The sequence below is a fragment of the Pseudomonas sp. genome, assembly GCF_049645325.1.
GTDB lineage: Bacteria > Pseudomonadota > Gammaproteobacteria > Pseudomonadales > Pseudomonadaceae > Aquipseudomonas.
This window is the reverse complement of sequence record NZ_JBARTQ010000364.1, coordinates 1-11,535: the sequence shown is the minus strand read 5'-3', so window position 1 is coordinate 11,535 and position 11,535 is coordinate 1. Positions and strand designations below refer to the sequence as shown.

At 61.1% G+C, this 11,535-nt stretch carries 13 protein-coding genes; all 13 read left to right on the top strand.

The window, feature by feature from the left end; genetic code table 11:
* The coding region (gene rpmF, locus WBB95_RS16155; RefSeq protein ID WP_424488499.1) for a 50S ribosomal protein L32 at positions 1-169 on the top strand (169 nt) is incomplete at its 5' end.
* A 4-nt stretch (positions 170-173) separates the two neighbouring features.
* Positions 174-1,184 (top strand): phosphate acyltransferase PlsX, encoded by a 1,011-nt coding sequence (gene plsX / locus WBB95_RS16150; RefSeq protein ID WP_424488498.1) that lies wholly within the window; start codon positions 174-176, stop codon positions 1,182-1,184.
* 126 nt (positions 1,185-1,310) lie between these two features.
* Entirely contained in the window at positions 1,311-2,249 is a 939-nt protein-coding gene (gene fabD / locus WBB95_RS16145) for an ACP S-malonyltransferase (protein ID WP_424488497.1), read from the top strand.
* Between the two features lie 32 nt (positions 2,250-2,281).
* Positions 2,282-3,025 (top strand): 3-oxoacyl-ACP reductase FabG, encoded by a 744-nt coding sequence (gene fabG / locus WBB95_RS16140; protein WP_424488496.1) that lies wholly within the window; start codon positions 2,282-2,284, stop codon positions 3,023-3,025.
* Between the two features lie 193 nt (positions 3,026-3,218).
* Positions 3,219-3,455: an acyl carrier protein gene (gene acpP / locus WBB95_RS16135; RefSeq protein WP_004371293.1), complete on the top strand. Its 237-nt coding sequence runs from the start codon at positions 3,219-3,221 to the stop codon at positions 3,453-3,455.
* A 127-nt stretch (positions 3,456-3,582) separates the two neighbouring features.
* On the top strand, positions 3,583-4,827 hold the full coding sequence (gene fabF, locus WBB95_RS16130; protein ID WP_078738660.1) for a beta-ketoacyl-ACP synthase II: 1,245 nt from the start codon (positions 3,583-3,585) through the stop codon (positions 4,825-4,827).
* The gene (gene pabC, locus WBB95_RS16125) at positions 4,827-5,642 is read left to right on the top strand and encodes an aminodeoxychorismate lyase (protein ID WP_424488495.1); all 816 of its coding nucleotides are present in this window, start codon (positions 4,827-4,829) and stop codon (positions 5,640-5,642) included. The genes fabF and pabC overlap by 1 nt, the downstream gene beginning before the upstream one ends.
* A 1-nt stretch (position 5,643) precedes the next feature.
* The gene (gene mltG / locus WBB95_RS16120) at positions 5,644-6,789 is read left to right on the top strand and encodes an endolytic transglycosylase MltG (protein WP_424488494.1); all 1,146 of its coding nucleotides are present in this window, start codon (positions 5,644-5,646) and stop codon (positions 6,787-6,789) included.
* A 19-nt stretch (positions 6,790-6,808) separates the two neighbouring features.
* Entirely contained in the window at positions 6,809-7,441 is a 633-nt protein-coding gene (tmk, locus tag WBB95_RS16115) for a dTMP kinase (RefSeq protein WP_424488493.1), read from the top strand.
* The gene (locus WBB95_RS16110; protein ID WP_424488492.1) at positions 7,434-8,423 is read left to right on the top strand and encodes a DNA polymerase III subunit delta'; all 990 of its coding nucleotides are present in this window, start codon (positions 7,434-7,436) and stop codon (positions 8,421-8,423) included. Before tmk ends, WBB95_RS16110 begins: the two co-directional genes overlap by 8 nt.
* A gap of 62 nt (positions 8,424-8,485) precedes the next feature.
* Positions 8,486-9,271 carry a TatD family hydrolase gene (locus WBB95_RS16105; protein ID WP_424488491.1) on the top strand — a complete coding sequence of 262 codons (786 nt, stop codon included), beginning with the start codon at positions 8,486-8,488 and terminating at the stop codon, positions 9,269-9,271.
* 444 nt (positions 9,272-9,715) lie between these two features.
* Positions 9,716-10,384 carry a TetR/AcrR family transcriptional regulator gene (locus tag WBB95_RS16100; protein WP_424488490.1) on the top strand — a complete coding sequence of 223 codons (669 nt, stop codon included), beginning with the start codon at positions 9,716-9,718 and terminating at the stop codon, positions 10,382-10,384.
* Positions 10,385-10,523: 139 nt separating this feature from the next.
* Entirely contained in the window at positions 10,524-11,492 is a 969-nt protein-coding gene (locus WBB95_RS16095) for a GTP 3',8-cyclase MoaA (protein ID WP_159959073.1), read from the top strand.
* Positions 11,493-11,535: the final 43 nt, after the last annotated feature.

Below are 11,535 nucleotides of genomic sequence, written 5' to 3'. Positions count from 1 at the left end.
GAACAAAAAATCCCGTTCCGCCCGTGACATGCGTCGTTCGCACGATGCCCTGACGGCGAGCACTCTGTCTGTAGAAAAAACCACCGGTGAAATTCACCTGCGTCACCACGTATCGCCAGAAGGTGTTTACCGTGGTCGTAAAGTGATCGACAAGGGCGCTGACGAGTAATCACTTGTCTGCTCAAGTCATCGCGATTGACGCAATGGGCGGGGACTTCGGTCCCCGCAGCATTGTTCAGGCCTGCATTGCCAGCCTGTCTGCAACGCCCTCGCTGCACCTGACCCTCGTCGGTCAACCCTCCCTTCTTGAAGAACTGATTGCCAGCCATCCGGCGGTGGATCGCGCGCGCCTGACTATTACGCCAGCCAGCGAAACCATCAGCATGGACGACAAGCCGGCGACAGCCCTGCGTGGCAAGCCCGACTCCTCAATGCGGGTGGCCCTTGAGTTGCTGCGTGATGGCAAGGTGCAAGCCTGTGTCAGTGCCGGCAACACCGGGGCGTTGATGGCCTTGTCACGGCATGTGCTCAAGACGCTGCCGGGCATAGACCGGCCGGCAATGGTGGCGGCGATTCCGACGCAGAACGGCTATTGCCAGCTGTTGGACTTGGGCGCGAACGTCGATTGCAGTGCCGAGCACCTGCTCCAGTTCGCCGTGATGGGCTCGGTGGCCGCCGAAGCACTGGGCGTCGCCCGACCACGCGTGGCGTTGTTGAACATCGGCACCGAAGACATCAAGGGCAACCAGCAGGTCAAGCTCGCCGCTGCGTTGTTGCAAGGCGCGCGCGGCTTGAACTACATCGGCTTTGTCGAAGGTGACGGGTTGTACCGCGGCGAGGCAGATGTGGTGGTGTGCGACGGGTTTGTCGGCAATATCCTGCTCAAGTCCAGCGAAGGCCTGGCGACGATGATCGCCGCGCGTATCGAGGCGTTGTTCAAGCGCAACCTGGCGTCGCGTGTGGTCGGCGCCCTGGCGCTGCCATTGATGCGTCGCCTGCAGGCGGACCTGGCACCGGCGCGGCATAATGGCGCGAGTTTTCTCGGCTTGCAGGGCATCGTGATAAAAAGCCACGGCTCGGCGGGTGTGCAGGGCTTTCAGAGTGCGATTGCGCGGGCCTTGATCGAGATCCAGGAAAACCTGCCGCAGCGCTTGCACGGCCGTCTTGAGGATCTGTTGCCTTAGGCGAATCGGCCCGGGAGTGCTTAAATGTGACCGGCCAGTTCAATTGACCATCCAATCTGTCAGTTTCGTGCGCTCCCACCGTAGGAGTGCGCATTTTTGACGACCAGATCATTAGGGGCTTGTTACATGTCTACATCCCTCGCATTCGTCTTTCCAGGGCAGGGTTCGCAGTCCCTCGGCATGTTGGCCGAGCTGGGCGCGCAATACCCGCTGATCCTGGAAACCTTCAAGGAAGCTTCCGATGCCCTGGGTTACGACCTGTGGGCACTGACCCAGCAGGGGCCGGAAGAGCAACTCAATCAAACCGACAAGACCCAGCCGGCCATCCTGACCGCTTCGATCGCCCTGTGGCGCTTGTGGCTGGCGGAAGGCGGCGCGCGCCCGGCTTACGTGGCTGGTCACAGCCTGGGCGAATACAGCGCCTTGGTGGCGGCGGGCAGCCTGACCCTCGGTGAAGCGGTCAAGCTGGTCGAGCGTCGCGGCCAGTTGATGCAGGAAGCCGTCCCGGCCGGGCAGGGCGGCATGGCCGCTATCCTGGGTCTGGATGACGCCGTTGTGATCGAAGCCTGCGCCGAAGCGGCCCAGGGCGACGTGGTCAGTGCGGTGAATTTCAACTCCCCTGGCCAGGTGGTGATCGCCGGTGCCAAGGCAGCTGTTGAACGTGCCATCGAAGGCTGCAAGGCGCGTGGCGCCAAGCGTGCGCTGCCGTTGCCGGTGAGCGTGCCGTCCCACTGCGAGCTGATGCGCCCGGCGGCTGAGCGTTTCGCCGAGTCCATCGCGGCCATCAACTGGCAGGCGCCGCAGATTCCGCTGGTGCAGAACGTCAGCGCGGCGGTGGCCGCCGACCTTGAGACCCTCAAGCGTGACTTGCTTGAGCAGCTCTACAAGCCGGTGCGCTGGGTTGAATCGGTACAGGCCCTGGCGGCCAACGGCGCCACTGAGCTGGTCGAGTGCGGCCCGGGCAAAGTCCTGGCCGGCCTGAACAAGCGGTGCGCCGACGGCGTGTCGACTGCCAACCTCAATACCCCGGATGCCTTCGCTGCCGCTCGCGCGGCACTGGCCTGAATCCCTGATCCCCGAACTTAGGAGAAGCCTGCATGAGTCTGCAAGGTAAAGTTGCACTGGTTACCGGCGCGAGCCGTGGCATTGGCCAGGCGATCGCCCTGGAACTGGGCCGTCAGGGCGCCGTTGTGATCGGCACCGCCACGTCTGCCTCGGGCGCCGAGCGTATCGCCGCGACCTTGAAGGAAAACGGCGTGCAGGGCACCGGCCTTGAGCTGAACGTGACCAGCGATGAGTCGGTTGCTGCTGTGCTGGCTGCAATCACTGCACAGTTCGGCGCACCGGCTATTCTGGTGAACAACGCCGGTATCACCCGCGATAACCTGATGATGCGTATGAAAGACGACGAGTGGTACGACGTGGTCGATACCAACTTGAACAGTCTGTTTCGCCTGTCCAAGGGTGTTTTGCGCGGCATGACCAAGGCGCGTTGGGGTCGAATTATCAATATTGGCTCCGTAGTGGGTGCCATGGGCAACGCAGGCCAAGTAAACTACGCAGCGGCCAAAGCCGGCCTGGAAGGTTTCAGCCGTGCATTGGCCCGTGAAGTCGGTTCGCGTTCGATTACGGTCAACTCGGTGGCCCCTGGGTTCATCGACACCGATATGACCCGCGAACTGCCGGAAGCACAGCGTGAAGCCTTGCTGACACAGATTCCGCTGGGCCGTCTGGGCCAGGCTCAAGAGATCGCGAATGTGGTCGCTTTCCTGGCATCCGACGGTGCGGCATACGTGACTGGGGCTACAATCCCGGTGAACGGCGGGATGTACATGAGTTAAATTGTGACGGATCGCTTCAAAAAAATGTCATACGAGCTGTCTAAAATCCGTTATAAAGCTGCAACTTAATTTATAGGCAGGTGGTCTGTCGGGTACAAGCGTGAAGCTTTCAGTTGAAAAGCTGAAAAGTCTTTCTATACACTTACCCACTGGCCAGCTGCCTGAATTTGTCCATTAGGAGTGAAAACAAGGTATGAGCACCATCGAAGAGCGCGTCAAGAAAATCGTTGCCGAGCAACTGGGCGTTAAAGAAGAAGAAGTGACCAACTCCGCTTCCTTCGTTGAAGACCTGGGTGCCGACTCCCTTGACACCGTTGAGCTGGTGATGGCTCTGGAAGAGGAATTCGAGACCGAAATCCCGGACGAAGAAGCTGAAAAAATCACTACTGTTCAAGCTGCTATCGACTACGTTACTAGCCACCAGGCGTAATAGTTTGTAGTCGTCGCTTGCTGTTAGGGAAAAACCGCACTGCTGTAACGGCGTGCGGTTTTTTCTTTAGCGGTGATCAAAAGTGAGCTCTGAAGCAAAGTGTCGTCATTAGAAAAAGGAGAGTGCTGTGTCGCGTAGACGCGTCGTAGTCACCGGTATGGGTATGTTGTCGCCACTGGGTACGGATGTGCCGAGCAGTTGGCAGGGCATTCTGGCTGGCCACAGTGGTATTGGTCTGATCGAACACACGGACCTTTCTGCCTATTCCACCCGTTTTGGCGGCTCGGTAAAGGGCTTCAATGTCGAGGAATATCTCTCGGTCAAAGAATCCCGCAAGCTCGACCTGTTCATTCAATACGGCCTGGCAGCCGGTTTTCAGGCAGTGCGTAATGCCGGCCTGGAAGTCACCGACGCCAACCGTGAGCGCATCGGCGTGGCCATGGGCTCGGGTATTGGTGGTTTGACCAATATCGAAGAAACCAGCCGCACGCTGCACGATTCTGGCCCCCGTCGAATTTCACCGTTCTTCGTGCCGGGCTCGATCATCAATATGATTTCCGGTTTTCTGTCCATCCACCTGGGTGCACAGGGGCCTAACTACGCCATCGCCACGGCGTGCACCACGGGCACTCACTGCATCGGCATGGCGGCGCGCAACATCGCCTATGACGAAGCTGACGTGATGATCGCCGGCGGCGCTGAAATGGCGGCCTGCGGCCTCGGCATGGGCGGCTTCGGCGCATCCCGTGCGTTGTCGACCCGCAATGACGAGCCGACCCGTGCCAGCCGTCCGTGGGACAAGGGCCGTGACGGTTTCGTCCTGTCCGACGGTGCCGGTGCACTGGTCCTGGAAGAGTTGGAGCACGCCAAGGCGCGTGGCGCCACGATCTACGCCGAGCTGATCGGCTTTGGCATGAGCGGTGACGCCTACCACATGACCTCGCCACCGTCTGACGGTGCCGGTGCTGCACGTTGCATCACCAACGCCTTGCGCGATGCGAAGGTCAACGCCAATCAGGTGCAGTACATCAACGCCCACGGCACGTCGACCCCGACTGGCGACCTGGCGGAAGCCGAGGCCATCAAGTCGGTGTTCGGCGAGCACGCCTACAAGCTGGCGGTCAGCTCCACCAAGTCCATGACCGGCCACCTGTTAGGTGCGGCGGGCGCGGTCGAAGCGATCTTCAGCGTGATGGCCATCAAGGATCAGGTCGCTCCGCCGACCATCAACCTGGATGAGCCCGACGAAGGCTGCGACCTGAACTTCGTGCCTCACGAAGCACAGCCGATGCCGATCGACGTGGTGATATCCAACTCGTTCGGGTTTGGTGGCACCAACGGCTCCCTGGTGTTCCGCCGGTTCGCCGAGTGATGCACAGCTGGGTCGACGGTCAGCCAGCGGGCATCGTGCCCCTGAAAGACCGTGGCCTGGCGTATGGCGATGGGCTGTTCGAGACCATCGCCGTCAAGGCCGGGCAGCCCGTGCTGCTTGACCGTCACCTGCAACGCCTCGCTGAGGGTTGCAGGCGCCTCGCCTTGGTTGCGGATCAAACCCTGATCCGCAGCGAAGTGCTGGCCTATGCCGCTGCTCTTGGCGACGGTGTACTCAAATTGATCCTCACCCGCGGCGACAGCCTGCGCGGTTATGGCATCAGCCCTGGCGCTCCGGTGCGCCGTATTTTGCAGGGCAACCCGCCCGCGACCTATCCCCAAGCCCATGGAACTCACGGCATCCGCCTGTTTCCGTGCGCCACCCGCTTGGCCGAGCAGCCGTTGCTGGCCGGTCTCAAGCACCTTAACCGCCTCGAACAAGTGATCGCCCGCGCCGAGTGGCAAGACGCCGAACACGCCGAAGGCTTGATGCTGGATATGTCCGGTCGCGTGATCGAAGGCGTATTCAGCAACCTGTTCCTGGTGCGCAACGGCATGTTACTCACCGCTGATCTGAATCGTTGCGGCGTTGCCGGCGTGATGCGCGCCGAGATCCTGGACCAGGCGCAAACCCTGGGCATCCCGGTGGCCGTGGCCGACATCAGCCTGGAGCAGTTGCAGCAGGCCGACGAAGTCTTTGTGTGCAACAGCGTGTATGGCATTTGGCCGGTGCATGGCTGTGCTGCGATGAGCTGGTCGGTTGGGCCGCTCACCCGTAAACTGCAGGGCATTGTTCGCGCGCTATTGGATATTTGAGTTGATACGAAAACTGGTTTTACTGCTGCAGATCGGCCTGGTCTCGGCAGGCTTGCTGCTGGGCTTCTCGGCCTGGAAGCTCGACTCTGCCCTGAAGCAGCCCCTGAATCTGACCCAGGAACAATTGCTCGATGTGCCTGCCGGGTCTACCCCGACGGGCACCTTCAATCGCCTCCAGGCGGATGGCGTGCTTGATGATGCGTTCTGGTTGCGCCTGTACTGGCGCTTCAACCTCGATGGCCAGCCGCTGCACAGCGGCGAATATCGCATGACCCCAGGCCTTACCGCCGAAGGCCTGATTGGCCTGTGGCAGCGGGGCGAGGTCGTGCAATACAGCCTGACCCTGGTGGAAGGCTGGAACTTCCGCCAGGTGCGTTCGGCGCTGGCCAAACACGAAAAGATCGTGCAGACCCTGTCCGGCCTGAGCGACAGCGAAGTCATGGATAAACTCGGCCACCCCGGCGTGTTCCCCGAGGGGCGTTTCTTTCCCGACACCTATCGCTTCGTACGCGGCATGACTGATGTCGACTTCCTGAAAAAAGCCTACAACCGCCTGGACGACGTACTCGCCCAGGAGTGGAGCAAACGCGCCGCCGACGTGCCGTACACCGACCCCTATCAAGCGCTGATCATGGCCTCCCTGGTCGAGAAAGAAACCGGCGTGCCCGAAGAGCGTGGCCAGATTGCCGGTGTGTTCGTGCGACGCATGAAAATCGGCATGCTGTTGCAGACCGACCCGACGGTGATCTACGGCCTGGGTGAGCGCTATACCGGCAAGTTGACCCGCGCGCACCTCAAGGAAGCCAACCCTTACAACACCTACATGATTGCCGGCTTGCCGCCGACGCCGATCGCCATGGTCGGCCGTGAGGCGATCCATGCCGCGCTGAACCCAGTGTCGGGCAGCAGCCTGTATTTCGTCGCTCGCGGTGATGGCAGCCATATTTTCTCCGACGACCTGGATGCGCATAATGCCGCCGTGCGTGAGTTCCAGCTCAAACGCCGCGCCGATTACCGCTCCAGCCCCGCGCCGGTGGTAAAACCGCTGGAAGACGCGGCGCCAGCGGTCGATGCACCGACCCAGGCGCCGGTTGAAGCCCCGGCTGAACCTGCGCAAGACACTCCCGCGCCGCAAAGCCCGCAATGACTCTGACTAAGGACTGCCTGTGACTGGCTTGTTTATAACGCTGGAAGGCCCGGAAGGCGCCGGCAAGAGCACCAACCGCGATTACTTGGCCGAGCGCTTGCGCGCCGAAGGCGTTGAGGTGGTGTTGACCCGTGAACCGGGCGGTACGCCCTTGGCCGAGCGCATTCGTGAAGTGCTGCTGGCCCCGGGCGAAGAACAGATGAACCCGGACACCGAGCTGCTGCTGGTGTTTGCTGCGCGTGCCCAGCACTTGGCTGAAGTGATTCGGCCGGCCCTGGCGCGTGGCGCCGTGGTGATTTGCGACCGGTTTACCGATTCCACCTACGCCTATCAGGGCGGTGGCCGGGGGCTGTCCCTGGCGCGCATCGCCACGCTGGAAACCTTCGTCCAGGGCGATTTGCGCCCTGACCTGACCCTGGTCTTCGATCTGCCGGTGGAAGTGGGCCTGGCCCGCGCCAGTGCGCGCGGTCGCCTGGACCGTTTCGAGCTGGAAGGCCAAGCCTTCTTCGACGCGGTGCGCAGCGCCTTCCTCACGCGTGCCAAGGCCGAGCCTGCGCGTTATTACCTGCTGGATGCGGCCCAGCCGCTGGCGCAGGTGCAACAGGCCATCGATGCGCTGGTGCCCAACCTTCTGGAGCGCGCCCGTGGCTGAAGCCTATCCATGGCAGGACAGCCTCTGGCAGCAACTGGCAGGTCGTGCCCAGCACGCCCACGCCTACCTGCTGCACGGGCCGATCGGTATCGGCAAGCGCGCCTTGGCCGAACGCCTCATGGCCAGCCTGCTGTGCAAGCAACCGGTAAACCTGGAAGCCTGCGGCGCGTGCAAATCCTGCCTGTTGCTCAAGGCCGGCAGCCACCCGGATAACTACCTGCTGGAACCCGAGGAAGCCGACAAGGCGATCAAGGTCGACCAAGTGCGGGATCTGGTCAGCTTCGTGGTGCAAACCGCGCAGATGGGCGGGCGCAAGGTGGTGCTGATCGAGCCGGTGGAGGCGATGAACATCAACGCTGCCAACGCCTTGCTCAAGAGCCTGGAAGAGCCCTCGGGCGATACCGTGCTGTTATTGGTCAGCCACCAGTCCAGCCGCTTGCTGCCGACCATTCGCAGCCGCTGCGTGCAACAGGCCTGCCCGTTGCCCAGCGAGGCGATGAGTTTGCAATGGCTGGCGAAAGCGCTGCCGGAATGTACCGAAGATGAACGGGTTGAGCTGCTGACGCTGGCCGCAGGTTCTCCCCTGGCTGCCGTAAAGCTGCAAGCCCAGGGCGTGCGTGAGCAGCGGGCGCTGGTGGTCGACGGCGTGAAAAAGTTGCTCAAGCAAGAGCAGTCCGCCACGCAACTGGCCGAAAGCGCCTGGAAAGACATTCCCTTGCTGCTGCTGTTTGACTGGTTCTGCGACTGGTCGAGCCTGATCCTGCGTTACCAGTTGACCCAGGACGAAGCCGGGCTGGGCCTGCCGGATATGCGCAAAGTCGTGCAGTACCTGGCGCAGAAAAGTGCACAAGACAAAGTCCTGACTATTCAGGACTGGATCCTCGCCCAGCGCCAGAAGGTGCTTGGCAAAGCCAACCTCAACCGGGTGCTGTTGCTTGAAGCGCTGCTGGTGCAGTGGGCTGGTTTGCTCGGCCGCCGTTAATTTCCGTGGCTGGCGGGTGTATCGTCGGCCAGACACTTTCCGTGACTCAAGTTGTAATTCCTATGCTCGTAGATTCCCATTGCCACCTTGATCGTCTTGACCTTGCCCAACACGGCGGCTCGCTCGATGCCGCCCTTGAGGCTGCGCGCCAGCGTGGGGTAGGGCACTTCCTGTGCATCGGTGTCAGCGCCGAAAACGCCGCCGACGTCAAAGCGCTGGCTGATCGTTATGCCGACGTGGATTGCTCCGTGGGCATCCACCCGTTGGACCTCAAACCCGGCGAAGCGCCCGCCCTCGACTGGTTGCTGGGCGAACTCAACCACCCGCGCGTGGTGGCGATTGGCGAGACTGGCCTGGATTACCACTACGAGCCTGAAGCCGCCGAGTTGCAGCAAGCCTCGTTCCGCCTGCACCTGCAAGCGGCCCAGCAGACCGGCAAGCCGGTAATCGTGCACACCCGTGGCGCCCGCGCCGATACCTTGACGCTGCTGCGCGAAGCCGCATTGCCCCAGGCCGGTGTGCTGCATTGCTTCACTGAGGACTGGGAAATGGCCAAGGCAGCCCTGGACCTGGGTTTCTACATTTCCCTGTCGGGCATCGTCACGTTCCGCAACGCCGAAGCCCTGCGCGACGTGGCGCGCCAAGTGCCGGCTGATCGCCTGTTGGTGGAAACCGATTCGCCGTACCTGGCGCCGATTCCCCATCGCGGCAAACCAAACCTGCCGGAATACGTGCGGGATGTGGCGGATTACCTGGCGATGTTGCGCGGGGAGTCGTACGAGCGTTTTGCCGAACAGACCACCGAAAACTTCAAGCGCCTGTTCCCGCTGGCCCACGTCGCCGGCTGAGGCGGCTAAATCGCAGGCAAAAAAAACCCGGGTTCTGGGGGGTGAATCCGGGTTAAGACCATTAGGAGTAAAACGAGGGCACACAGTCCGTCGGTACCCAGGTCAACGCGTCACTTGGGGGAGATGCCGTGTCGACTCTTGAAGTATTGATCAGTATTCCATTCAGTCCAGTCGCATCTGATCGTTTTTTAAACAGATTTGGAATACGCGCGCTTCGCTTGAGTTCTCATTGAGCAGGTGCACGGGTGTATTTATTGCGTATTGTTTCTGACTGAGAGTGGTAAAAACGTTGGCGCGCTGAAAGTTAAGTGCATGACGGGTTCACATAGGCGTTGCCCAACGACTGTTCAGTCGGGATAATCCCTCGCACTGGGTAAATCGTATCGCCACGTATCAATGGCCCTGCGCAACCCTCCCACATTGACCTCTGCAGACCTCTCCCTCATGCAAAAAGAACCCCGTAAGGTCCGTGAGTTTCGCCGCCGTGAGCAGGAAATTCTCGACACCGCACTCAAGCTGTTCCTCGAACAAGGTGAAGACAGCGTCACCGTCGAGATGATTGCGGATGCCGTGGGTATCGGCAAAGGCACGATCTACAAACACTTCAAGTCCAAGGCCGAGATTTACCTGCGCCTGATGCTCGACTACGAGCGCGATTTGAACGAGCTGCTGCACTCGGCCGATGTCGACAAAGACAAGGAAGCCCTGTCGCGAGCCTATTTCGAGTTCCGCATGCGTGACCCGCAGCGCTACCGCTTGTTCGACCGGCTGGAAGAAAAGGTGGTCAAGGGCCATCAAGTGCCGGAAATGGTCGAGGAGCTGCACAAGATCCGCGCCTCGAACTTCGAGCGCCTGACCCTGTTGATCAAGGGCCGCATCAGCGAAGGCAAGCTTGAAGACGTGCCGCCGTATTTCCACTATTGCGCCGCCTGGGCGTTGGTGCACGGCGCCGTGGCGCTGTACCACTCGCCGTTCTGGAGCAATGTGCTGGAAGACCAGGAAGGTTTTTTCCAGTTCCTGATGGACATTGGCGTGCGCATGGGCAACAAACGCAAGCACAGCGTCGAACTGCCGAGCGCTGAGCCCAAGAGTGGCGAAACCCCGGCTGCATAAGCCATTCGGTTCAGTGATGGCTTAATGATTTACTGCCAGGTGCAGTGCCCCAGGAATATACTCAGGCAAGGACCTTGCTAAAAGTTGATTTATAAGTCAGCTTTTAGCGTGCCCGAATCATCTTCTGCCGGAGTGATCCATGATCGTTGATCGTCAAGGCAGGCGTTTTCGCAATTTGCGGATCAGCCTGACTTCAGCCTGCAATTACGCGTGTACCTACTGCGTGCCAAACGGCAAGCGGCTGGTGGCTGCCCAGGACGAACTCTCGGCCGAGGCCATGGCGCGTGGTGTGGCCTATTTGATTGAGGCCGCCGGTATCGAACGCCTGCGCATTACCGGCGGCGAGCCGCTGGTCAGCCCGAAGCTGGAAGCCTTCATGGGCGCGGTGGGCGGCATGGGCCTCAGTGACATCAGCCTGACCACCAACGGCCAACTGCTGGCGCGCAAACTGCCGTTATTGGTGGATGCCGGTATTCGTCGCATCAACGTGTCCCTCGACACTCTCGACGCAGACGCCTTCCGCAGCATCGCGCGTGGCGGCGACCTGGCCACCGTGCTCGATGGCATGGACCAGGCCCGCGCTGCCGGGATCAAGATCAAGGTCAACATGGTGCCGTTGCGCGGGCAGAACCTGGACCAGGTCATGCCGCTGCTCGACTATTGCCTCGAACGCGGCTACGAGCTGCGCTTTATCGAACTGATGCGCATGGGCCACCTGGCCAAGGACTCCAACGCCTTCCTGCAACAGTTCGTCAGCCTGCAGCAGTTGCTCAGCCTGATCGGCGAACACCACGAATACCTTCAGGCCAATGCCCCTGTGGACGCCACGGCAGTGCGCTACGAAGTGCCGGGCAAGGGCTTCTTCGGTGTAATCGCCAACGAGAGCGTGCCGTTCTGCCGCACCTGTTCGCGCCTGCGCTTGTCGTCCACTGGCTGGCTGCACGGCTGCCTGTCGTCGAGCAACCGCCACTACGTCGGCGACTTGCTGGACCAACCTCGCCACCAGGCGCTGCCTGCGTTGCAAGGCTTGTTGATGAAGGCACTGGGCGACAAACAGGAAGTGGCTTTCTCTGGCGGCGCGACGATCATGAAGATCATCGGCGGCTAGCCCAGGCTGGCACAGAACCCTGTGGGAGCGGGCTTGCTCGCGA

Excerpts from the sequence above, each read along its gene's own strand:
- fabD (WP_424488497.1), top strand. The coding sequence starts at position 1,311 with ATGTCTACATCCCTCGCATTCGTCTTTCCAGGGCAGGGTTCGCAGTCC.
- fabG (WP_424488496.1), top strand. The coding sequence starts at position 2,282 with ATGAGTCTGCAAGGTAAAGTTGCACTGGTTACCGGCGCGAGCCGTGGC.
- acpP (WP_004371293.1), top strand. The coding sequence starts at position 3,219 with ATGAGCACCATCGAAGAGCGCGTCAAGAAAATCGTTGCCGAGCAACTG.
- pabC (WP_424488495.1), top strand. The coding sequence starts at position 4,827 with ATGCACAGCTGGGTCGACGGTCAGCCAGCGGGCATCGTGCCCCTGAAA.
- WBB95_RS16105 (WP_424488491.1), top strand. The coding sequence starts at position 8,486 with ATGCTCGTAGATTCCCATTGCCACCTTGATCGTCTTGACCTTGCCCAA.
- WBB95_RS16100 (WP_424488490.1), top strand. The coding sequence starts at position 9,716 with ATGCAAAAAGAACCCCGTAAGGTCCGTGAGTTTCGCCGCCGTGAGCAG.
- WBB95_RS16095 (WP_159959073.1), top strand. The coding sequence starts at position 10,524 with ATGATCGTTGATCGTCAAGGCAGGCGTTTTCGCAATTTGCGGATCAGC.